Source organism: Heyndrickxia sp. FW510-T9 (assembly GCF_058781025.1).
Map to the genome: position 1 here is coordinate 1 of NZ_JBYSWK010000009.1, position 23,455 is coordinate 23,455.

Genomic DNA, 23,455 nt, shown 5'->3' on the forward strand with positions numbered 1-23,455 from the left:
CAGAAAATTACCGTAAAAATCCTACTGCCGATTTTTACTCATATATAAATAGCAACAAAGTTTAAGAAAAGAGCCTTATCGAAATGCTTTTTTTATTTTTTATATTTTTTCCATGCTTGCCCTCTCACAAGCAAACTTAATTGCATAACCTGTATTATCGCTCAATAAAAAGGAGGGGAATATTTATGCCATTATATGGAGGTTACGGATATGGTCCGCGTTTTGGTCCGCGCTTTGGATTCGGTCCACGTTTCGGCTTTGGTCCGCGTTTTGGTCCGCGCTTTGGTCCACGTTTTGGATTTCGTCGAGGTCCCTTTTTCTATTAATTGTTCCAATTGTTAATTCATACAGGTAGTGCTTAAAATAGTGGTGTATTTTACATTCTCTAATTATTAAACCGAGAATAAAAACGTTTAATTATTTCCTATCGATTTTTTATGTTTTTAATTTAAACTCCGTCTTCCTAAAAAACTTGGATTCTACGTTTATACAATTCATATAAAATGTAGTCACCCACTTTCAATGGTCATGATGTATGTCATTAAATAGCACCTCTACCACTTTTCCTTTTCTAACTGCATAAAAGGAGGTGATAAGAGTGAAGCTGCTGGTGGTTACGGATATGGAGAAGGTTTTGCTTTAATCATTGTTCTTTTCATTCTATTAATTATTTTCGGTGCTGCATACGTTTATTAAGACTTAATAGCTTTTTATCAATCGGCCATAAAAGAGTGGCCGATCTTTTCTATTGATGAAATGAATCTAACAAAAAAATGATCAATAATACTACTAGTAAAAATTACTATTAATTTCTGAAGCTTTCCTTATAGTTACAGTTGGTTTACCTTTTCTCCTAATTACAGACAAATCAAAACGCCACTTAACGGAAAGTCGAGTTTTAAGAATTAAAAACCAAGAATTTCTATCAACGAAATCCTTGCATGTTGCTTTGGTAAGCTTCCCTACTTAACCCGGAGTCTCTGCCCTATTTTAATCAAGTAGTTATCATTAAGTTTATTCCATTTTTTGATATCAGCTTGGGAAGAACCATATTTCACCGCTAGCTCTGACACTGTATCCCCCTTTACTACCGTGTGATAAACAGGTGCAGCAGCTTTATTTTCATTAGGATTAATCCAACTGCCGGGAGCACCAGCTTTCGTTGTAACATTAATCATGCCGTCTGATTGGCTAAATACGAAATAAGTGCCAGCTTTAACGGCTCCTTTAATATTTTTACCTACTTTAGCATCTGCAGCAGTAAGATAGGCATTCACGGACGTTACGACTGTATACTTTTGATCTCCGTTTGGCTTTGGTTCATTCTTTTCATCATATTTCGTTAAATTATTCGATTCGATGATATTGATTACCTTTGCCGCATAATTAGGATCTGTAGCATATCCATCTGCCTGAAGTTCTTTAGCCGCTTGCTTATAATCCGTTTCACCGATAATATTCGTATATTTATTTCGATCCCAGCTCACCCCGTTTTCATACAGATTGGCAAGATCACATAGGGATTCATACCATGACGGATATTTTCGAAAAGCGGTATTTACTTGATAAGGAACATTTTTTCCATTTAAAATCTTATATTCAGTAGTTTGCATTGTGATAGATTGGCTATTATATGCTCCTTTAATTCCAAATAGGTTATTTCCCTTGACCGCAAGTCCACTTTTACCCCAGTTGCTTTCTATTATCGCCTGAGCAATGATTAATGACGCCAAGATATGAAATTCATTTTGTATCTTTTGAGCATAAGGCGCGATATCCTCTATAAAGCCCATTTTACATCCTCTCCTTTTTATATAGTAGATGTAAGTAAAGGGAAGATGGTACAGGCTTTTTTGCTAGGAAAAAAGTATATTTTTTGTAGTAAACAAGCTTAATAATTACCATTTTTGTATTTTCATAATATTTATTAGAAATTTCCTTATTATTCTAGTATTTAAGTCTAGTCCAATTTTATAAATGCTATTGTATTTGTCCGTTTCACTTCTAATATGTATTGCATCTTATATTTTATATTTAATATTGGAGGTGATCATATGTATCAATGTAGACCAGTTAGACCAATTGTTTGTCGTCCGCAATATGTTGTGCGAGATTTTTATACTCCGAGGATAGTCCCTGTTATTCATCCAATAGTGCACATAAATCGCCAAAATATAGTTAATGTTCCACGGAATATTTATCAACCTATAACTAGAAATGTGGTTGTAGATCGAGGATTCCCTAGAGGTGGTTTTTATTAATAGAGAGTTTTTATTAACTATTCCTTACTATCATTGATCCTGTAGAAAGACAAATGAGGGTGACTATCTTTGTAATTTGAGTCTAGTTCCCATGCAGTTAAAGTTAAGGCTATGAAAACATAAAATATATTCGCTTAGCAGTAGTGTTATTTAATATCTTTAAAAATGTTGAAAAGCCAACAAAATTGCTGGCTTTTCACAGTGATTAATATGGTGATTCCTGGTAAAAATAATTTGGCTTTTTAATAATATTTTTATATGGTTTATGAAATATATGGGTTGTAGAAGGAGCCAACGGTGGAATTAGCCAAACCCAATTACCTGTTACTTGTCTTTCCATTTCTTTTTCTTTTTCTTCAAATTTTTTAAATTGTACTGCCGCAGTATGATGATCAACTATACTGACACTACATTCTTTATAAGAATGTAATACAGCAGTATTTAATTCCAGGAGCGCTCTATCCTTCCACAACGTGAGATTACTTTTTGTATCAAGCTTCATTAATGATCCAATCTTAGGCAACAAATTATAACGGGATTCATCCGCAAGATTTCGAGCTCCTATTTCAGTCCCCATATACCAACCATTAAATGGAGCAGCTGTATATGTAATTCCCCCTACTTCAAGTTTCATACTAGAAATAATAGGTACTGCATACCACTTAAGCTGCAAATCCTCAAACCACTCATATTGTGGATGCCGCAAAGGTATTTCTAAAATAAGTTTTTCGGGAATTTCATAAAATTTTGGACTCCTATTATCGATTTGAATAACTATAGGTAGAATATCGAAGTTTCCATATTTCGGCTCCCAACCAAGATTTATACAGCGCTCTGTAAATGCAATAGAATCAGGATCCCCTAATATACCATGTTTGGTCTTATAGCCTGCATAGCGTATCAATTGATGATTCCATATACGCACAGTTTGGTTTTGGCTTTGCTGAGGAAAGACTGTAATTGTAGGCCGAATTCGACCATTATTAGTAGCGTATTCTATATGTTCAAATAGCGCCTCAATAATCTCATCTTCAGAGTTTATATATCTTTTGTCTATTACATGTAAGGTATCCCAAAATAATCGACCTATACAATGATTACTATTTCTCCATGCTACCTTTGCTCCATAAACTAGTTCCTCAGCAGTATGCTCGTAAGATCCTTTATTTTGTATTTGTCCTTTAATCTCTGTTAACCTTTCATCTATATCATGTTGAGTTTTATTTAATTCCTTATAACAAGAATTTATAAATTCTTCAGCTTCTTGAAGTACACTGCAAATCAAAATGAGTCCTCCTAATAAATATAGCTTTTATCCTATAATTATATCCTTGTGAAATCATACTTATTGGGCAAAATTTTATGATTAAATCAATTATTGTTTTCATTAGGAAAAGAGTAAAACCCCTTGTGTGACAAGGGGTTTTACTCTTTTTAGTATGACGGCCCCGAGAGGACTCGAACCTCCGACGCATGGTTTAGGAAACCAACGCTCTATCCGCTGAGCTACGGAGCCAAATTAAATGTGCAATAAATATTATATAGCATTCTGCCATTTTTGAAAAGGATAAATCAAATTAATGTCGAACTTAGTAGGCAGGAGCAATATGTAAATAGTTGATTTAAGTTTAGCACACTAAAAAGGATATACTTCCATCACAATAATAAAGATAACCATTAGTACGATGATTGTTATAAAGGCACCTAGTAAGAATTTTTTCATGGGTGAATAATCCTCCTCATATCAATAATCAAATATTATCAGATTCATTAACGACTATCTATAATTTTGATTAGGTTTTTTTGAATTTTTAGAGAAACTAATTTTATACATATGTTTCCACACATTTCAAACTAGAATAAGGGGTATGTTTATGAATTTTTCCATTTTAAGTGGTGAAAAAGTGAAATTAACCACAGTAACAGAAGACGACTTAAATACGATTAGCGATTGGTATCAAGACCCTGTCTTTTTACGATTATTTGATGCTACTCCTGCCCATCCGCGTAGCATCGCTTCGCTTCGCACTTGGTTTGAAGGACTTTCCAACTCTACTAACCAATTTGTTTTTTCTATTAGAACGATTGAAAGTAACCAATTAATTGGATTTTTAGAATTGGACGGAATTCTTTGGAATCAGCGTATTGCTTGGGCTTCTATCGCGATCGGAGATGAAAAGTATCGTGGCATGGGTTACGGGAAAGAAGCTTTCGAATTGGCCTTACAATTTGCTTTCCATGAACTAAATCTCAGGAGAGTGCAGCTTACTGTCTTCAGCTATAATCAGCCCGCAATACAGCTTTATACAAAATTAGGTTTTACTCATGAAGGAACATATAGAGAATTTCTCGAACGTAATGGAGAAACCTACGATATGCTTTTATTCGGATTGCTTAAGAAAGAGTGGGAAAAAAATTTATAAAAGATAAATAATATTTCTAGCAAATTTAATGGAAAGCTTTTCATCTTTTCAGCATATTTTTTATTATCTAGAGTGTTCTTTTTTACACATGAAAAGGGGATGAAAAATATGGTTGACGCATGGATCGTTACCATTGGTTTTCTAGTTTGTGTAGTTGGATTTGCAGGATGGTTGTTTATCTTTGCTTTGAAATTAGTACTCATATCTGAAGATGCTAAAACAATAGACCCAGTACCGGCACATACCGAATCATTTTATACATGACACCATATTATGGTGTCTTTTTTACTATCAAAATATATTGTTGTCAGCCTCCGTGAACAAGTGAAGTTAGCCCTCCAAATTTCGACAAGTCTTTGTGACATAAGGATTAACTTCGCAAAGAAAGTAGGTAGACAAACATTTACATACTGTTCCAACTAGTTTTATTTCAAAAATCACTTTTACATATGATAATATTTTATTATAAAAAATCGTCTATTTTATCGATGTTTATAGGGAGCATACTTGAATGACAAATACTCAATATGATCAGACACTCGCATTTCTCTCCACTTTCAATGGCCGGACAACTCCACGAGAAAATGGGTACCATCATAAAATCATGGTAGATTTGCTTCAATTAATTGAAATCGATGTTGCTGAATTTACTTTTATTCAAATAACTGGATCATGCGGGAAAGGCAGTACCGCTCAATTTATTTCATCTATACTATCACATCATTCTATTAATCACGGACTATTTACCGGTCCCCATTTGAATGATTATGAGGAAAGATTTGCTGTTAACGGTTCCATCATTAATCGAGAAGAATTTTCCTCCATTGTCCTAGAGATTCAGAAAAAACTAGAGAATTATCTTCAAAAAGAAGATGTCGGACATATGCATATCATGATCATGATTGCTCTTAGCTTTTTTCATAAACATGGGATTAAACTCGTGGTGTTTGAAAATGGGGTTGGCGGAAAAACGGATCCATCTAACATCTTTGACCCGATGATTGCTGTTTTCACCGAAATCACTTTGGATCACTCACATTTGCTAGGATCCACTACCCTGGATATTATTATCGATAAATCTTGTATTATTAAACCAACTACGAGATTTGCGATTTGCGGGATGAATAATGTTCAAGCACGTAATTATCTATTAAACATTGAACATCATTGTGAAACTGCTTTTCGATTCATTTATCGAGATTATGGTTTCATTACGAATTTTAGTGATACGAATGGCAGCATTTTTAATTATCAAGGTCAGCATTATTCTTTGAAAAACATGCGAACAAGATTTCTCGGTGAGCATCAAGTACAGAATGCAAGTAATGCCATTTCAGTGATAGAAGCATTAATTGAATGCGGCTATTCATTTCAAACGGATTTAATCTCCGAAGCAATTTATCAAGCAGCAATGCCATGTCGCATGGAAATAATCGAGAATAATGGGGTTACCTTTTTATTTGACGGAGCTCACAATACATTGGAACTACAAACGTTGAAGAAAAGCATCGAATCACTTGATATGAAAGTTTCAAGTGTATTGTTATCGATTTCTTCTAATAAAGAGGTGGAAAGAATGATAAAATGCATTCATTTTGAAAATGCTTCTTATATCATCACTCCACATCCATTTAAGGAACGAAATATTTCCAAGGAGCAAATTGAAAATTCCTTAAAGTCATTGAAGAATTCACAACACTATTATTTTGAGGAAATGAAAGATGCATTAAACCAAGCATTCCAACAGTATCAAAAAAATCATGTTATCTTAGTTACCGGGTCATTGTATTTAGTTGGTTATGTCAAGGATTATGTGCTTAATGAGGGATAAAAATGTCAACTTTAACAACGATGAATGATGCTGAAAATATTATTTATCAATCTTATTTACGGGCACATCCACATATCCTTAAGACTAAGGACGAAGAGGTTCGAAAACCGGAACTTACTCGAAAATTACTTGATTTGCTTGGTTCTCCAGACAAAAGACAAAGGATTGTGTTAGTTACCGGCAGTAAAGGAAAAGGCTCCACAGCTATGATGCTTGCTTCCTTGCTGCAATATCACGGATTAAAGGTGGGGTTGTTTACCTCTCCACATTTGATTCATTTTAATGAACGGATCCGGTTAAACGGTAAATCGATTACCGATGAGGATTTTATTAGGCTATGCACCAAGATGCACCCTGCCTTTACAAAAATCGAAAAAGAATTATCCCAAAGCGAATACCAAGGGCCAGTCGGTCTCACACTTGCTATTGCTGTTATGTATTTTAAAGAACAAGACACAGACATCAATATTATTGAATGTGGCCGCGGGGGGAAATATGATGATACTAATGTTTTACATAACGAGTGTGCGGTTCTGACCCCTATTATGGAAGAGCATATTCAGCAATTAGGGCCATCTGTTTATGACATTGCACAACACAAGTTAGGGATTATTAAAGAAGGAACGGCGTCTGTCATCGTAAGTAAACAAGAACCTTTTATCAAAGAATGGATGTTACAACAAATACATCTTTTTCCTACTGATTTTTATCTTTACGAGAACGATTTTTACGCTGAACAGATTAAAGTAGATAAAGGTGGAACATCGTTTAGCATTATTTCTAATCATGAAAATTATGAAACCTTACTTCTGCCATTACTAGGTACATTCCAAGCCTATAATGCTGCAACTGCCATAAAAGCATGTGAAGCAATTCTTCATCAGCCATTACAAGAAAATATTATTAGAAATTGTTTCAAGCATTTAGAGTGGCCAGGAAGATGTGAGATTGTTTCGCAAAACCCAACTGTTATTGTGGATGGGGCCATTAACAGAGAATCAGCACAATATGTAAAGCAAGTTATTCATTCGTTTGGAGATAAAAGGGTGATTTCAATTGTCGGAGTCCCACAAGACAAGGATTATAAAGGTGTTATCGAAACTATTGCGGGTTTTTCAAAAAAGGTGATCATCTCAAAGCCTGATATTAGTCATCTTATATTTCCAACTGATGCTTTATCTTTCGCAAAAATGATCCACGGAAATGTCGCGGAAACTGAGTGGTTAGCAGATGCGGTAGAACTTGTTAAAAAAGATGATTTTGATATTCTATTAATTATCGGAACCCAAACTTTCATTGGCAATGTGAAAAGAATATTTACACCGTAAAAAGAAAAGCGCAAGCGCCGCAACTTTATTGTACGGCTGCTTGCGCTAGACAAAAACAGGAACCATTCCTTAGAGTGGAATGTTCCTGTTTTTGTCATCCTTAAACCCAAGTTCTTGAGAAATATGAATTGCAGCGATCTCAGTCTTTTCTTTAATCTTGTCAAAATTCGGACCTTCAAATCTACTTGTTGGTCCACTTACAGCCAGGGAGGCGACCACACTTCTTCGATAATCAAAGATTGGGAAGGATATCCCAATCGTGCCGACATCCTGTTCACCGTTGCTAATCGCGTATCCCTTTTGTTTTATTTGCTGCAATTCATCTAAAAAAGTATGCTTATTTACTTTTCTATATTGGTTCATTTCCTCAATGACTATCTTTTTCTTCTCATCAGACATATAAGCTAACAATAGTTTAGGACCAGATCCTAGATAGAGCGGCGACCTTTTTCCGATTCTTGTGTACAGCCTTAATGCCCTTGTACTCTCCACTTTCTCTACATAGACGGCTTCATTCTGCTGGGAAATAACTAAGTGAACAACCTCATTTATTTGTCCGGCAAGATTCTTCATATGTGGCAATGATATCTTTCTTACTTCAAGCTGATCTGCTACAAGAAACCCGAGCTCCATCAATTTTAAACCTAATTTATATCGGATATCATTCTCTGATTCTTTTGTTTTAATAATAAATCCACCGTATTCCAGTGATGCTAACAAACGATATACGGTTGGCTTTGGCAACCCGATCTCCGCTGTGATTTCCTTTAGGCTCCACTCTTGCCTGCCATCAATAAATAAATCTAGCAAATTCAATGCCTTGATAATACTTTGATTCATTGCTACCGTCCCCTTAAATCAAATGCGAAAGCACCGCAGCTCTAGCGTACGGATTTCGTAGTCTTCGACCGAGATAAAGGAAACCGTGCTGAGGTAGTTCACGAGCTATTGAGAATTGAACTACCATTTTCACCGAGTGAAATTTGCACTCCCAATTTCACCTGATGTTGACTTATCGTAGGGAGGAGACGTAGAAATCCGCTTGCCGATAGGTGCTGTAGCTAGACGTAGACAACTTTTATAAATGGTTATCTATAGTAATAAATTCTATTATCTTAAGGATTCTAATTCTTTTATGTCAACGTCCCTTTTCGCCATTTCTATAATGTAAGCTTCACCAGGAACAATTTTCTCTGGAGCATATACACCTCTTTGCGTAATAAGCCCGCTGCCAATCATTTGTGCTACGACAGATATGGTATTAGCTGTTGCACGTGCCATTGCAGTAACTTGATGGACTCTATCTTTGTAAGTCGCTAGTTCATATTCATATTTTGCATTATGACCATTTTCAGTACCCTCTACAATGACTCGTAAAAGAACAGCATCATCTTTCTCCCCTAATTCTACAAATGGCTCGAGAACTTTTAATAAAACATCGCGAGGTTTAATTTCTTGTCCTTTTACCTCAACTGTATAATCATTTCTAGTTAAATTTAAATCTACTAATAACTTGAATTTTTCGGCATGCCCTGGATAACGGATTGTTTTATATTCCAGCGTCTCTAGATGTGGGTAAGAATGGGATAACGTGGATGTTCCACCTGCTGTATGAAATGCTTCAAGTGGACCAAATTTTTCAAAATAAACCGTTTCGATTTCTGATAAGGATGGTATTTCTTGCATAATACCACCGCGAATGATTAATGATGGGTCCGTATAATGGTCGCAAACCCCTTCCATCGAGAAAACATGATTATATTCGAGTGGAGGTTCGGGACGAACAGGAATCCCACCTACATATAGTTTGATAGACTTAACATCGTCCAGTTTACTTGCACCATATCCTGCAAGAATATTAATCATACCCGGCGCAACGCCTAAGTCAGGAATTAGTGTAACACCTGCCGCCTCTGCTTTTTCATGCATTTCTAATACATGATCTGTCGCATGACCGATATGACCACCTAAATCAACAGAATGAACACGTGCTTCGATTGCCGCTTTTGCCACACTAACATTAAATGAATAAAAGAGTGCATTAATAATAACATCATAGCTTTGAATAAAGTCTTTCAATTGTTCATAATCTGATGCGTCTAAATATGCAGCTGATAATTTGGATGAATCTAATTGTCTGCAAACCGCTTCTGCTCTATTAATATCCACATCCGCTAATGTGACAGTTTTGACCCCCTCACTATTAACTAGATCCCGTGCTGCTTCTTTTCCCATTAAACCTGCGCCTAAAACCGCTATTTTCATTGTTATTCCCCTTTCTTCGTATAAGACCATTGTTTTAATTTATCTTTGTGGTTTATTTGCGGGTGATTTTTGCTAATGTAAGACAAACCACCCGCGTATATTACAACTGCGCATTTGTTTTAGTTATTATCTATTTGCGCTCTTTGCAGTCTGCCGCTGAAATCAATATAAACACTCTTCCATTCTGTAAACACATCTAATGCAGCCACACCGGAATCTCGATGGCCATTTCCAGTACCTTTTGTTCCTCCAAATGGCAAATGAATCTCAGCACCTGTCGTACCTGCATTCACATAAACAATCCCTGTATCAAGGTCACGCTGTGCTGCGAAAACCTTATTTATATCCCTTGTAAAAATAGAGCTGGACAGTCCGAATGTAACACTATTATTAACATCTATCGCTTCCTCAAAGCTTTTTACCGGAATAATCGACACCACCGGACCGAAAATTTCCTCTTGGGCAATTCTCATATCTCGCTCTACATTCGTAAAGACACTTGGTGCATAATAATAACCTTCCGCATATTCTTCATCATTAATAATATAGCCTCCAGCAAGTAGAAGAGCCCCTTCTCCTCTCCCAATTTGGACATATTCATGGATTTTTTGCAGTGCATTTCCATTAATTACTGGTCCTATTTTTACCTCTTCATCCAGACCATCACCGATTTTCAAATTTCTCATTCGATCTAATAGCATTTCTTCGAGCTCTGCTTTGACATTTTCATGGACGATTACTCTACTACAAGCAGTACAGCGTTGCCCACTCGTTCCAAAAGCACTCCAGAGAATTCCTTCAACCGCTAAATCTAAATCTGCATCGTCCATGACAATGATGGCATTTTTCCCACCCATTTCGAGTGACACTCTCTTTAACATTTTTCCGCATTTTTCCGCAATGGTACGTCCAACTTCATTGGAGCCAGTAAAAGAAATTACATCTATATCAGGGTGCTCTACTATTGCCGTTCCAACTTTCGAACCTGAGCCACAAACAAGATTAATGACCCCTTTTGGCAAACCAGCTTCCGCAAAGATATTAATTAATTCTCTCGCCATTAGCGGAGTTTCCGTTGCAGGCTTCCAAACAACCGCATTACCGGCAACAATGGCAGGAAACGACTTCCACGTTGCAATGGCAATAGGAAAATTCCATGGTGTAATGATTCCTACAATACCCACTGGTACACGGATACTCATGGCAAACTTATCTTTTAATTCAGAAGGAGTCGTATTTCCGAACAGGCGCCTACCCTCACCTGCCATATAGAATGCCATGTCAATCCCTTCTTGTACCTCGCCTCGGGCTTCTTCAATCACTTTGCCCATTTCCATTGTCAAAATTCGAGCCAGCTTTTCTTTTTTTTCTTTTAAAAGCAGACCGACCTGATACAAAACTTCAGCACGCTGTGGTGCAGGAACAAGCGCCCATTGCTTTTGGGCCATTTTCGCTGCAGCTACTGCTTTATCCACATCTTCCGTTGAGGATAAAAGAACCTCCCCAATTGTTTCTCCAGTAGCCGGGTTTTTAATAGGTGCATATTGCTCTTTTTCCGAGATTACCCACTCACCGTCTATAAAATTATCAACTGTTAAACCATCAACTATTTTCCTAGCCATCTTTTCCATCCCCTTTCTAATTCTCTACTTATAAATATTTCTAGAAAAATCTAAATTTTCCTGCGAATTTGTCGAATTGTTTTTGTGACAGAAATTTTTTCCGGATCCATTTCAATTTCTATCACCGTTGGCAAATTCGATTTCAAAGCACAACGTATTGCCTCTTGGAATTCTGTAACAGTAAGTGCCTTTACTCCATTTGCATTTAAGGATTTGGCTAGCGCAACAAAATCAATATTTCCTAAATCAGTGCCGATTACCTTTTCAGGATAATGAATTTCCTGATGCATTCGTATCGTTCCATACATAGAATTATTAAACACAATGCTAATGACAGGAATGTTGTAGCGGGCAGCTGTTTCCAACTCTTGGACGGTCATCATCATTCCACCATCCCCCGACAATGACACTACCACCTTATTTGGAAAAGCAATGGCCGCTCCGATTGCTGCTGGAAGACCGTACCCCATCGCTCCCGAGGTCGGACCAATATAGGTCTTCTTTTGTTTAAATCGATAATATAAATGAAGCCAACCTGCGAAATTTCCAGCATCATTTGTGATAATTGCATCATCTGGAAGCAGTTTTTGCAGTTCTTTAATTACGTCTTCATTCGAAAGCTGTTGCGTACCTTCCTTCTCCCTTATGATGGAAGAATCGCGATACCTTTGATTACATTTTGCAGTCCAGTCTTTCCAATCTGTCTCGACCCTTATGGATAACATCTTGGTTAAAGCTTCCTTCGCATCTGATATGACCCCTAAATTAGGCTCGTACACTCGGCCTAAGGTTAGTTCATCGATATCAATATGAATAAGTATTTGATCTCGTCTAATTAAAGAATAATCTTGAGTGGTTACTTCTGAAAGTCTAGTACCTATAGCAATAATGACATCGGCTTCTTTCGTGGTTGCTAAAATGTCTTTCGGAGTTCCTAAGCCTAAATGGCCAGCGTATAATGCATGATGATTCGGAAAAACATCATGCCTGCGAAATGCTGCTATAACTGGAAGGTGAAGCATTTCAGCAACATCAAGGAGTTCTTCTTCTCCTTCAGAAGAAATGACCCCTCCGCCAGCGATAATTAATGGGCGTTTCGCTATATTTAATATCGTTTGTATTTCATGAATTTCAGTTTCATTAGGAACTGGTCTTGGCTTCCTTACCTTTGGGTGAAAGGTCATCATACTTGTTTCCTTAAGCAAATCCTCTGGTAAAGAAATGACTACAGGACCAGGTCTTCCAGTTTGGGCAATCCGAAAAGCCCTTTGAACAAGCTCTGGAACTCGGTCAACATCTTTAATTTCAACGGTCCATTTAGCGATATGTCCAAAGAATTGATCTAGGTCAACTTCTTGAAACCCTTCTCTTCCGCGAAATTTACTATGAACCTGACCCAAAAAAACAACCATTGGCGTGGAATCTTGGTATGCCGTATGTACGCCAATTGCTAAATTCGCACCACCAACCCCGCGTGTTGCCATGACAACACCAGGCTTTTTCGAGGCTTTTGCATATCCTTCTGCCATAAAAGATGCCCCGCCTTCGTGCCTTGCTGTGATCAACTCAATGGTTGGCTCTTCGTAAATGGCATCAAGTAATGGAAGATAACTTTCACCAGGGACACAAAACACTTTTACGACATCTTCCAGTTTCATGCATTCCACAATTGCCCCCGCTCCGTTCATTTCTCTTTTTTCATGTATCTGAGACATTTACATTCACCTCAAAATTTAGGCTTTTCATTCTATCTACTGCCTCAAATAGCCTTGCGGTTGGTACGGTTAAGGAGATACGAAAATACCCTTCCCCTGATGGCCCAAATGCATTACCAGGTGTGATAATTACGCCTGCTTCTTCAAGTACCATTTCTGCAAACTCTTGAGAAGAATACCCATTCGGAACTGGTGCCCAAATAAAAAAGGACCCTTTAGGCTTTTCTACTTGGATGCCAATGTTTTGTAATGCTTCTACCATTTTTTCAAGACGCTCGTTGTATATGCTGTTGTTTTCTTCTACTGTTGCATAGTCACTATACAACGCTTCAGCTGCTGCTTTTTGAATCGGGAGGAACTGACTTGTGTCCGTATTGCTTTTAACAATGGATAAGGCTTGGATAATATCACGGTTTCCAACGACATATCCAATCCGCCATCCTGTCATGTTAAAGCTTTTTGACAATGAACCAAATTCAACAGCAACTTCTTTTGCACCGGGAACCTGAAGGATGCTTGGTGCCTTATATCCGTCAAAGGTGACTAAATTGTATGCCGAATCATGGACGATTCCTATTTGATTTTCTTTTGCGAAATGAACAGCTTCTTCCAAGACATCCAGTTCTACTGTTGCTGCAGTGGGATTACCAGGGTAATTCAAAAACATGAGTCTTGCTTGTTTTTTATGTTTATTAGACACTTTTGTATAATCCGGGCGGTAATGTTGGTTCGGTATGAGCGGAAGGTCTACACACTCTCCACCTGAGAGGTAGGCGGCCGTTCGATAAACGGGGTAACCTGGATCAGGAATTAACACAACATCACCAGGATCAATCATCGCCGGAACTATATGTGCAATCCCTTCTTTTGAGCCAACGAGTGTTAACACTTCTGTATCCGGATCCAATTCTACTTGATAATGATTTTTATAAAATGATGCGACAGATTGGCGAAACTCCTGACAACCAGCATAACCTGAATACTTAAAATTAAGTGGATTTCCCAGTTCTTTTTTGAGTCTTTCTACAATAAAACTAGGTGTCGGTAAATCAGGCGCCCCAATTCCTAAATCAATGATATCCATTCCTTTTTCCTGTAGCCGTTTCTTTTTCTCATCAATGATCGAAAATAAATACGGTGGCAGTCCTTGAACACGTTTTGAAACAAAAGACAAATTACATTCCCCCTCTCCAATCCTTTAACTGTCATTTCATTATATGAAACTGAGTTTCAAATATGACGAAAACAGAGGGACGGTTCTCTTGTTTCTTAAGAAACAAGAGAACCGTCCCTCTGTTTTATTCTTCCCATCTAAGAAAAACCCAATAATCTAGGATGTCGATTCGAAAGGATGTTGGAATGAAGACAAATTCCTCCCGGATATTATGTATTCCCGGATATTTTGATGCAATCTCTCGAAATGCCCTACTTAAAACGTCTTTTTCTTTTTCACTTGGTTGATCATCAAAATATGCCATCCAAAGCAGGGAATTGTAGTCGTTTCTTACGGTTAGTCCTCTCAGCTTTTTTGGTATCGCACCGATTAATACTGTTTGCGAGGATAAAAGTAAATCATCTTTATCAATTGACATATTCATCACCTGTACTATATGAATTTTCTTAAATAGTTCTGGATAAATTCCAAAATTCCTCTAGGCTAATAGGATTGTTTAAACGGCTTTCGTAAAATTAAACTGACACCAATTTTTTTGCAGATTGTTACATAATGCAGAAGCATTAACAATAAGGCGCTTGTGTTCATAGCAAGGATAATTCCTACCATTTGATAATGCGGATTTGATCCTAAAATATACATCATAACAAACAAGATAAAGGTAGCCCAAACATAGTGAAGAAGAGAATCTGTTATCAACCCTATTCCTATTAAAAAAGCCTGCAATGGAATGACAAAATAATGAAATAGGAAATACGGCCATAATAGTTGCAAATAAAGAGGTGCAAGTGCAGATTTAAAAAATAAATGGGTTAACGGCTCAGCAAAAAAATGAAAAATGAGGATAGCTGGAATCCCATAAAGAAATGTCATAAACATCACTTGTTGCAATATTTTTTGCAGTTTTACATATTCCTTTTTTGCATAGGCTTCTGAAACGGTCGGAATAAGTACCGTAGAAAAGGAATGAGCAACAAATGCCGGAAAAAAACCAATACTAAAGGCAACGCCCGTTACGATCCCGAAATGTTCAAGTGCAACCGTACCGGTCAATCCAGCTTTCATTAAAGAAGCTTTAATTAAAAATGGTTGAATAGCATGAGCAATGGAATGAGAAATTCTCATGCCTGTTGTTGGTAATGAAACAGATAATAGACTCTTACGAACATTTTTTCCACTTAATAGCACATTCCCGCTATTTTTCATTTGTTTCATTTGTACATAAAATTGTTGTAAAAGATAAATAAGAACAATGAGCTCACTTCCTACTAGTGCACATAGAGCAATTAGAATAGCGATTTCAAGCTTAAATTGAAATAAATGATAAATAAACACAAGTAAAATTAACTGGGCAACTTTTCTTGTAAAGTTAGCAATTGCGATTTTTCCCATTTGCTGAACACCCATGAAATAGCCGCGTGCTATCGACGAGAAGGAAGTAATTGGAATTAGAATAATGACGAGCAAGCGTATGTAAGGATGATAATGATTGAAAACTGGAATAATCGGCAATACACAAATGGTTGTGATTGTTAAGACAATGGTAAAAAATGTAGCAAATCGAATTCCGTGACGAAGCATACTTGCATGGTACTTTTCATCTTTCTCTGCAATATATTTTGAAATAGAAACCTGGAGTTCCATGCTAGCTAATACAACAACAAAAAAGACTAATGGTAAAATGGACATGTATAAACCCATACCAACTCCACCAAGCTGCTTCGCAAGCACCATATTGACTAGGAACTCTATACATTCTCCTAAGCAAGCAACGACCGCTAATAAAAATATACCTCTGAAAAAAGAACTCATACTGTCTCTCCTTTTATTACGATGTCCAATAGTAAAGGATATGAGACAAGTCCTCAGAATATATGTATAGATTTTTATTTCTTCAAAACCCTAAAACCTTATTAGGTACTAAAGATTAGAATTCTTATGTGCTCGATTTATTGTTAACCTTTTTTAAAAATAAGTTGACAATATTAAAAACAATCTATTATTCTGTTATTACTAACTGCTGTTTTCGAATGAACTGTTGCTTTTCGTACTTTATTTAAATTTCTAATAAGAATTAGCTTCGGGGCATCTTTTCTTAATAGGATTGTCCAATCAAAGGTTGAAAATGGAAAATTGTAAGACTTACGATTACAAAAACAACAATGTTTAAGAAAAGAGCTTACTACATAATAAAGGAGAATTTCTTCATGAGAAAGCAAAAATTACGTGCACTTGATATTTGTTATGCTGGTATGTTTACCGCATTAATGATGATAGGTGCAAATATTACATCATTCGTTCCATTTATGGTAATTGGTGAGGTTCCGATTACATTACAAACCTTCTTTGCAATATTGGCTGGAGTATTATTAGGAAGTAGGATTGGGGCAATTTCCATGATTGTTTATGCAGTCGTAGGATTAGTAGGCGCTCCAATATTTTCTCGATTTAGTGGTGGGCCAGGCATAATCTTAGACCCCACTTTTGGCTTTATTCTTTCCTTTATTCTTTTAGCTTTTATAACAGGTAAAGTTGTAGAAAAATCCAATAAATTATCTAGTTACATCATTGCCGCACTTATCGGAATGGCAATAAATTATCTTTTCGGGACAAATTGGATGTATTTTGCTTATAAATTCTGGGCGGGAGCTCCTGATGGGTTCACTTATAAAATGGCATGGGTATGGATGCTCGCACCAATGCCAAAAGATATTATTCTTTCTATCTTTGCAGGTGTAATGGCACACCGACTTCATAAAACAGTAAAACTGAAAAAATCAAACTCAGTTAATTTATAGATTACTGAGTTTGGTGGACATATGCCCGTTATTTGTCAAAATATCAGGCATGCGTCCGCTTAAGTTTATAAAGTTAAAATAATCGACTTATCCTTTGTTACAATAACTGTATGTTCCACTTGGGCAACAAAGCTTCCGTCCGGTGTTTTATATGTCCAGCCATCATTTTGTTCTTCCACTTCTTCCGCTCCGGTAGAAATAAACGGTTCAAAAGCAATGACCATTCCATCCTTCAATAAATCATTATCCCACGGTTCAAAATAATTCATAATGTAATCCGGTTTTTCATGCAGTGCCCTTCCTACCCCATGACCAGTTAAGTTCATGATGACAGTAAAGCCACTTCTTTTCGCTTCATTCATTACTGCCTTGCCAATTTGGTTTTGCTTCGTTCCAGCTTTAATTTTTTCTAGTCCCTTTTGAAAAGCCCTTTCCGCACAGTCACAAAGTTCTTGTAACTTTGAGTCACCATTACCTACTACAAAGGAAATGCCTGTATCCGCATAATAGCCATTTAAGGAGCCAGATACATCAATATTTATTAGATCCCCCTCTTGCAGGATTCTATCACTTGGAATCCCATGGGCAACCTCGTCATTAACGCTTATACAAGTGTATCCTGGAAAATCATATTCTCCTTTTGGGCCAGAAATCGCTCCATTTTCTTTAAAAAGCTGTCCGGCTATTTCGTCGAGTTCCTTCGTGGTAATTCCTGGTATTGCCTGCTTTCTCATCTCATCACGAATATTTGCGACAAGCTTACCTATTTTTTTCAATCCTTCTATATCTTGATCATTTTTTACAATCATTTGACAAGCCTCCTGTTTATTTCAACGAATGTATTGTAGCATTTTGTAATGCTTTTATACAGATGAGCACTATTTCTTATCAATTATATAGGAAAAAAGAAATGATTTTCAAAATCTCTTATATATCTTTTGTAACTCCACGTAATACTTTTGTAACACTTTTTAAAATAACTGTAACCTAAGTTTCGACAATTTTCTGATATATTAAAAATATCAAGTGTAAATTTTACTATTTGGTGAATTTTGCTAGGTACAATAGTCATTATTCTTTAGTTCTATACATAATTTCACGAGGTGAACCTATTAAATGAAACGAATTGCCCCTATTCTGTTAATACTTTTATTAGGAATCGTATTTTTTCTTCCAGCGAAAGAAGCTGAGGCTGCTTCTTCCACAAAGCTCATTAAAGTTGCAAAAAAATACATTGGAACTCCATATAGAACTGGCGGGATATCACCAAAGGGGTTCGATTGTTCTGGTTTTGTTTCCTATTCTTACAAGAAAACAGGAATCAATTTACCACATTCAGCAGCAGCAATGTTTCATAAAGGAAAAACTGTTCCTAAATCAAAATTAAAGCCTGGTGACTTAGTGTTTTTTCATACAGGATCAAAAAAAGTCTCCCACGTGGCTATATACATCGGCAACAACAAAGTGATTCACTCCGTAACAGGCGGAGTAAAAATTGATTATTTGACCAGCACTTATTGGAAAACAAGATATATTGGGGCAAAAAGAATTTAATAGTCTAGAAGTAAAGTAGCTTGAGTGCTACTTTTTTATTTGTCTTTCTAATTATGGAAGCTGATAGGTTTCCCTATCAGCTTCCACCTTCCTCTTCCATTTTTTCTAACTCTTCATATATCTCATTTCTTTTTATTTCCAATCTGTATGCTTCATGATGAAGCTCTTGTAATAATTGTATTTCTGTTTCCTTTTCCATTTGTTTACGAATAACACTAATAGTAGTCTCAATTTGTTCTATTTCTTTTTCTAGTATAAGCATTATTTTTTCTTCTTTTATTGGATCTTCCTTTTTAGCCACTTCCACTGAATTTGTTTTAGATAACTTTAGTTCTCTTTTATTCCGTAGTTCCTCCATTTTCCCTTTTGCCCATTTATAATTCCCTTCGAAACAATGGACAGATTGATTCTCAATCCAATATATTCTGTTGAACAAACGATTTAAGAAATAGCGATCATGTGAGACAGCAATAATCGTTCCATTAAATTCTTCCAATGCTTCCTCTAATACTTCACATGAATCAATATCTAAATGATTCGTTGGTTCATCAAGAATTAGAAGATTAATATCCTTGCACATTAATTGTGCCAGGCGCAACCTCATACGCTCTCCACCACTAAGCTGATTTACTTTCCGAAATACAGAGTGACCATAGAACAGAAATTTAGCCAAAATATGGCGAGCCTCCCCTTCTGTTACATGGACCTCTTCCCGAAATTCCTCTATTACAGAATGGTTCATTTGAGTATCATATACATGCTGAGATAAGTAACCGACTTTCAAATTGGTACCAAGTCGTATCTCCCCAAAATCTGGTTGTTCCTCCTTCAACATCAATTTGATTAATGTTGATTTTCCCGTTCCATTTTCACCGATTATCGCTACTTTGTCCATATATTGAATATGCATATGAACATTTTCGAATAGAAGGTTTTGCTCATAAGACTTACCAACTTCTTTAATAGTAATAACATCTTTTCCACTTCTATCTACATCATTAAAATCTGCACTAATTTTCCTGCGGTTTAAAATTGGTCTATCGAGCTTAACCATTCTTTCTAATGCTCTTTCCATATTTCTAGCACGTTTATGCAAACCTTCATTTGGTGGATTTGCGCGATTTGCCCATTCTTTTAGGCGTTTGATTGCTTCCTTCATTTTTTTTATTTTCTTCTGCTGCTCTTGATAGGCCTGGAATTCTAATAGCAATCTTTCTTCTTTCTCTCTTACAAATCCGGAAAAATCAGTATTGTATTCGTGTATTTCTCCGTCTTCTATATCGACAATTTTATTAACGACCTCATCTAAGAAATAACGGTCATGTGAGATTACAACTACTGTGCCATTGTATTCTCGCAAAAAGCTGCCTAACCATTCTACCGCTTGTAAATCCAAATGATTGGTCGGTTCATCAAGCAAGAGTAAGTCAGGATTTTTCAATAATATTAATGCTAAGCCAATTTTTGTTCTTTCACCGCCGCTTAATTGATTAAATGAATGTGATAAGAGACTCGTGATATTTAAGCCATTTGCCACTCGGTCGATATTCGCATCCATTTCATACCCGCCATGCTGAAGAAAATAATCCTGTAATTCTCCGTACAAATTGATGTATTTTTGAAGTGTGTCCGGATCTAGCTCATTTCCCATCAATGCCTCAAGCTCTGTCATTTTTTCTTGTTTATCGAGCAGGGTTTGAAAAGCACTTTTTAAAACACCTTCAACCTTTATTTCCATTGGATAATCGGCTATCTGTGCTAAATAGCCAATTTCAAGCCCTTTTTTCCAATGAACTTGCCCTCCATCTTGTTCTTCCATACCCGCCATAATTTTTAATAATGTAGTTTTTCCGCTTCCATTTCTACCTACAAGACCGATATAATCATTTTCTTTAATTTCCAGTGTTATATTTTCAAATAGGAGATTCCCTCCGTATGATTTATTAATATCTTGAATGCTGCAAATAATCATTTTATTTCTCTCCAATTCCGTTTTTTTTAACGCAAAAAAAGCCATAGGAAATTAAATCCCATGACTTTAAGTTCAAATGATATGTGTTTCAGATTAACACATCGATATATGAAAAGCATAAGCGCCTTGCTAATCCGTTAGCCGCTGTAGCTAGACATAAAAAGGAGAGAGCAAGAAGCCCTCCCCTTTACCGAACTATAGAAAAGTGGTTATAGAGATTTTCTCACCGTTTTATTTTCCATATGCAGTTGCTAAAAATGGGCATACTTATCCCGTTAGCAACTACAGCATGAAAAATCGCACGGCAAATATCCATGTATTCCATCCATTGCCCGCGAACTAAAACAGCTTGATTCATCTCTACACACCACCTTTCATTACGATTATTTTTATTTTAATTTTTTTGAACATTCATTGCAAGCTTTAATTATCCATTATGCTGCAAAAGTTGCTCTAATACCTTTTGTACATTATAGCCATCTTTAAAGGAAACAAGTCTCGATTGCTCGCCTTCTATTGCCTTAATTAGTTCTGAAATAAGATCTTGGTGCTCATTATTTTCAACCGCTTCGATTGGAAATGCAGATTGTTCGTTTGTTTCCCCTTCAAGCTGAGCCCAATTTTTAAGAGCTAATGTCCCTCTGTCACCGTACAATTTAAAGGATATCTCTTCTTTTCTTCCAATTCCGCTTAATCCATCAATCACAACAGGAGTACCATCATGAAGCTTTAATTTTGCAATAACACCTGTTTCACAATGCTCTGGATTTTCCGGATAGTCAATAAAAGATTGTTCATATGTAATTTCCCCAAAAAGTTCTTGCATCACTTGAATATAATGAGGAGTAATCTCCCGAATAAACCCACCTTGTTCCCTACTTGCGATCCAAGGATTTTGCTGCCAATTGCGCGGCCATTCTGGAAAATGCATTTTTAACTCAACTCTTTTTATTTTTCCAATTTCTCCTGATTCCTTTTTAGATTTCAATGTGTGGACAGCATTGCTATATGCTAAAGGAAAATTAATCGCATTCACAATCTGTGCTTGTTCAACTGCGCTAGCCATTTTTTCTGCTTCTGTTAATGAATTTGCTAATGGCTTTTCGCATAAAATATGTTTGCCTGCTTTTGCCGCTTCTACTACGATTAGATGATGAAACTTTGGCGGTACGGCAACATAGACAAGATCTACGGAAGGATCTGCAATTAATTCATTATAATTCGTATATATTTTCACATTATCTATTTTTTCTTGTAACTCATTTAACCTTAAAGTATTAGTGTCACAAATTGCAGCGACTACCGTATTCGGATGTTTAACAAACTGCCATAATAGCCTTTCACCAATAGCTCCCAATCCGATAATACCGACTTTTACCAAATGATTTTTTTCCATATTTGCACCCCCTATGCTTTTATTATTCTCTGACTTTTTGAAAACGTCAAATATTAATTTATCGTCGCAACTTTACATTTAAGCTTTTCTTTTCCACGTCTTAAATGAGTTTTCACAGTAGACATTGGCAGCTTACTATTCTTTGATATATCCATAATCGTAAAATCATGAAAATAGTAAAGCAAAATAGGGTTTTTATATCGATTTGGGAGTTCATTAACCTTTTTCATTAACTCGTCATGAAGGCATTTTTCCATAACTGTTTTTTCCGTTTCGTCATGCAACTCCTCTTCATTTTCCCAGTATGCTTGATAATTTAAATAACGATTTCGAACATTATCCTTCTTCCATTCATCCTTGCACTTATTTTGGGCAATTTTAAAAATCCAGTTTTTAAGTGATGCCCTTTTTTCAAAAGATTTATAATGAATAAATGCGGAAACAAGTGTTTCTTGATAAATATCCTCAGCTAACTCCCAATGTTTCATAATAGAATATATGTAATGTAAAAGTGCTTTTCCATGTATTTGAATGAATTCTTCTAAATCGACTACACTATTGTTTTTATGATTATCTACAATCATTTTGTTCTCTCCTACATCATCAATTTCTAGTTACATTTTAATGAAACAAACTTAAATTAACCAAAACGGATTCTTAATTTTTCTTTAATTTTTGCTTAGAAAATATTAAGTTTTTTCTTTTATATATAAACGTAATAAAAAAAAGAATCCCTACAGTTTTATAACCAAATATTAATCTATCAACATTAGATATTTTTATCATGAGGTAACAGGTTTAATTTTACATAAGGCTTAAGACGTAGAAGATAGATACTTACAAAGGTATCTCTATCCATTCATGTCCAAAATTTACTTCCATTTCAAAAAAAAATTACTTCAATCCAAGTTATCTCTCATATATAATTTTTTTATGCGGCTAAAATTTACATTAATAATTGCTTTTTAATCAGGATATGAATGTTGTCTTGATCTACTTTCACTGCGCTGTTATTCGTCCCTAATAAGGTTGTAGAAATTTGAGGAGCTAATTTCACTTGTTTTAGTAGATCAACCAACAATATTCTCAAAAAGAATTCAACAGAAAAAGGTGTAT

23 protein-coding genes and 1 tRNA gene are annotated in these 23,455 nt (G+C 36.0%); 8 read left to right on the top strand and 16 right to left on the bottom strand.

The window, feature by feature from the left end; translation table 11 throughout:
* Positions 1–579: 579 nt before the first annotated feature.
* Complete coding sequence (locus tag AC3WJF_RS06670) at positions 580–696, top strand: YjcZ family sporulation protein (protein WP_492450728.1); 117 nt, start codon at positions 580–582, stop codon at positions 694–696.
* A gap of 266 nt (positions 697–962) precedes the next feature.
* Here AC3WJF_RS06670 and AC3WJF_RS06675 read toward each other — a convergent pair whose 3' ends face one another.
* Positions 963–1,793 (bottom strand): glucosaminidase domain-containing protein, encoded by an 831-nt coding sequence (locus AC3WJF_RS06675; protein ID WP_492450543.1) that lies wholly within the window; start codon positions 1,791–1,793, stop codon positions 963–965.
* Positions 1,794–2,054: 261 nt separating this feature from the next.
* On the opposite strand from AC3WJF_RS06675, the gene AC3WJF_RS06680 reads away from it, so the two are divergent.
* Entirely contained in the window at positions 2,055–2,261 is a 207-nt protein-coding gene (locus tag AC3WJF_RS06680; protein ID WP_492450545.1) for a hypothetical protein, read from the top strand.
* A 205-nt stretch (positions 2,262–2,466) separates the two neighbouring features.
* Here the strand turns inward: AC3WJF_RS06680 and AC3WJF_RS06685 are convergent, their stop codons facing one another.
* Both AC3WJF_RS06685 and AC3WJF_RS06690 read right to left on the bottom strand, forming a co-directional pair.
* Entirely contained in the window at positions 2,467–3,546 is a 1,080-nt protein-coding gene (locus AC3WJF_RS06685; protein WP_492450547.1) for a nitric oxide synthase oxygenase, read from the bottom strand.
* 158 nt (positions 3,547–3,704) lie between these two features.
* A tRNA-Arg gene (locus AC3WJF_RS06690) sits at positions 3,705–3,777 on the bottom strand.
* A 358-nt stretch (positions 3,778–4,135) separates the two neighbouring features.
* On the opposite strand from AC3WJF_RS06690, the gene AC3WJF_RS06695 reads away from it, so the two are divergent.
* From AC3WJF_RS06695 to AC3WJF_RS06710, 4 genes are all read left to right on the top strand, one after another.
* Positions 4,136–4,684 carry a GNAT family N-acetyltransferase gene (locus tag AC3WJF_RS06695; protein ID WP_492450549.1) on the top strand — a complete coding sequence of 183 codons (549 nt, stop codon included), beginning with the start codon at positions 4,136–4,138 and terminating at the stop codon, positions 4,682–4,684.
* A gap of 108 nt (positions 4,685–4,792) precedes the next feature.
* Complete coding sequence (locus AC3WJF_RS06700; protein WP_492450551.1) at positions 4,793–4,948, top strand: hypothetical protein; 156 nt, start codon at positions 4,793–4,795, stop codon at positions 4,946–4,948.
* Positions 4,949–5,195: 247 nt separating this feature from the next.
* Positions 5,196–6,515: a bifunctional folylpolyglutamate synthase/dihydrofolate synthase gene (locus tag AC3WJF_RS06705; RefSeq protein ID WP_492450552.1), complete on the top strand. Its 1,320-nt coding sequence runs from the start codon at positions 5,196–5,198 to the stop codon at positions 6,513–6,515.
* A 2-nt stretch (positions 6,516–6,517) separates the two neighbouring features.
* The gene (locus AC3WJF_RS06710) at positions 6,518–7,843 is read left to right on the top strand and encodes a bifunctional folylpolyglutamate synthase/dihydrofolate synthase (protein WP_492450554.1); all 1,326 of its coding nucleotides are present in this window, start codon (positions 6,518–6,520) and stop codon (positions 7,841–7,843) included.
* Positions 7,844–7,912: 69 nt separating this feature from the next.
* On the opposite strand, the gene AC3WJF_RS06715 is transcribed toward AC3WJF_RS06710, so the two are convergent.
* The 7 genes from AC3WJF_RS06715 to AC3WJF_RS06745 all read right to left on the bottom strand — a co-directional run bounded on the left by AC3WJF_RS06715 (position 7,913) and on the right by AC3WJF_RS06745 (position 16,431).
* A complete protein-coding gene (locus AC3WJF_RS06715; protein ID WP_492450556.1) occupies positions 7,913–8,683 on the bottom strand; it encodes an IclR family transcriptional regulator in 771 nt (256 codons plus the stop codon).
* A 270-nt stretch (positions 8,684–8,953) separates the two neighbouring features.
* Entirely contained in the window at positions 8,954–10,108 is a 1,155-nt protein-coding gene (locus tag AC3WJF_RS06720; protein WP_492450558.1) for a saccharopine dehydrogenase family protein, read from the bottom strand.
* 119 nt (positions 10,109–10,227) lie between these two features.
* On the bottom strand, positions 10,228–11,730 hold the full coding sequence (locus AC3WJF_RS06725) for an aldehyde dehydrogenase family protein (RefSeq protein WP_492450560.1): 1,503 nt from the start codon (positions 11,728–11,730) through the stop codon (positions 10,228–10,230).
* A gap of 50 nt (positions 11,731–11,780) precedes the next feature.
* Entirely contained in the window at positions 11,781–13,445 is a 1,665-nt protein-coding gene (locus tag AC3WJF_RS06730; RefSeq protein ID WP_492450562.1) for a thiamine pyrophosphate-dependent enzyme, read from the bottom strand.
* Complete coding sequence (locus tag AC3WJF_RS06735) at positions 13,429–14,619, bottom strand: LL-diaminopimelate aminotransferase (RefSeq protein WP_492450564.1); 1,191 nt, start codon at positions 14,617–14,619, stop codon at positions 13,429–13,431. Before AC3WJF_RS06735 ends, AC3WJF_RS06730 begins: the two co-directional genes overlap by 17 nt.
* Before the next feature lie 124 nt (positions 14,620–14,743).
* On the bottom strand, positions 14,744–15,037 hold the full coding sequence (locus AC3WJF_RS06740; protein ID WP_492450565.1) for a MafI2 family immunity protein: 294 nt from the start codon (positions 15,035–15,037) through the stop codon (positions 14,744–14,746).
* Between the two features lie 65 nt (positions 15,038–15,102).
* Positions 15,103–16,431 carry a polysaccharide biosynthesis protein gene (locus tag AC3WJF_RS06745; RefSeq protein WP_492450567.1) on the bottom strand — a complete coding sequence of 443 codons (1,329 nt, stop codon included), beginning with the start codon at positions 16,429–16,431 and terminating at the stop codon, positions 15,103–15,105.
* Between the two features lie 395 nt (positions 16,432–16,826).
* Here AC3WJF_RS06745 and AC3WJF_RS06750 point away from each other — a divergent pair, with 395 nt between their 5' ends.
* The gene (locus AC3WJF_RS06750) at positions 16,827–17,417 is read left to right on the top strand and encodes a biotin transporter BioY (RefSeq protein ID WP_492450569.1); all 591 of its coding nucleotides are present in this window, start codon (positions 16,827–16,829) and stop codon (positions 17,415–17,417) included.
* A 65-nt stretch (positions 17,418–17,482) separates the two neighbouring features.
* Here the strand turns inward: AC3WJF_RS06750 and map are convergent, their stop codons facing one another.
* Positions 17,483–18,226, bottom strand: a complete 744-nt coding sequence (gene map / locus AC3WJF_RS06755) for a type I methionyl aminopeptidase (RefSeq protein WP_492450571.1) — start codon at positions 18,224–18,226, stop codon at positions 17,483–17,485.
* Between the two features lie 307 nt (positions 18,227–18,533).
* Between map and AC3WJF_RS06760 the strand changes: the two genes are divergently transcribed.
* Positions 18,534–18,971, top strand: coding sequence for a C40 family peptidase (locus AC3WJF_RS06760; RefSeq protein ID WP_492450573.1), 438 nt, complete (start codon positions 18,534–18,536; stop codon positions 18,969–18,971).
* Between the two features lie 76 nt (positions 18,972–19,047).
* Here the strand turns inward: AC3WJF_RS06760 and abc-f are convergent, their stop codons facing one another.
* From abc-f to AC3WJF_RS06785, 5 genes are all read right to left on the bottom strand, one after another.
* A complete protein-coding gene (gene abc-f, locus AC3WJF_RS06765; RefSeq protein WP_492450575.1) occupies positions 19,048–20,943 on the bottom strand; it encodes a ribosomal protection-like ABC-F family protein in 1,896 nt (631 codons plus the stop codon).
* A gap of 223 nt (positions 20,944–21,166) precedes the next feature.
* Complete coding sequence (locus tag AC3WJF_RS06770; protein WP_492450577.1) at positions 21,167–21,301, bottom strand: RAxF-45 family protein; 135 nt, start codon at positions 21,299–21,301, stop codon at positions 21,167–21,169.
* A gap of 69 nt (positions 21,302–21,370) precedes the next feature.
* Positions 21,371–22,339: a Gfo/Idh/MocA family protein gene (locus AC3WJF_RS06775; RefSeq protein ID WP_492450579.1), complete on the bottom strand. Its 969-nt coding sequence runs from the start codon at positions 22,337–22,339 to the stop codon at positions 21,371–21,373.
* 53 nt (positions 22,340–22,392) lie between these two features.
* Entirely contained in the window at positions 22,393–22,923 is a 531-nt protein-coding gene (locus AC3WJF_RS06780; RefSeq protein WP_492450581.1) for an RNA polymerase sigma factor, read from the bottom strand.
* 362 nt (positions 22,924–23,285) lie between these two features.
* Positions 23,286–23,417, bottom strand: a complete 132-nt coding sequence (locus tag AC3WJF_RS06785; protein WP_492450583.1) for a hypothetical protein — start codon at positions 23,415–23,417, stop codon at positions 23,286–23,288.
* Positions 23,418–23,455: the final 38 nt, after the last annotated feature.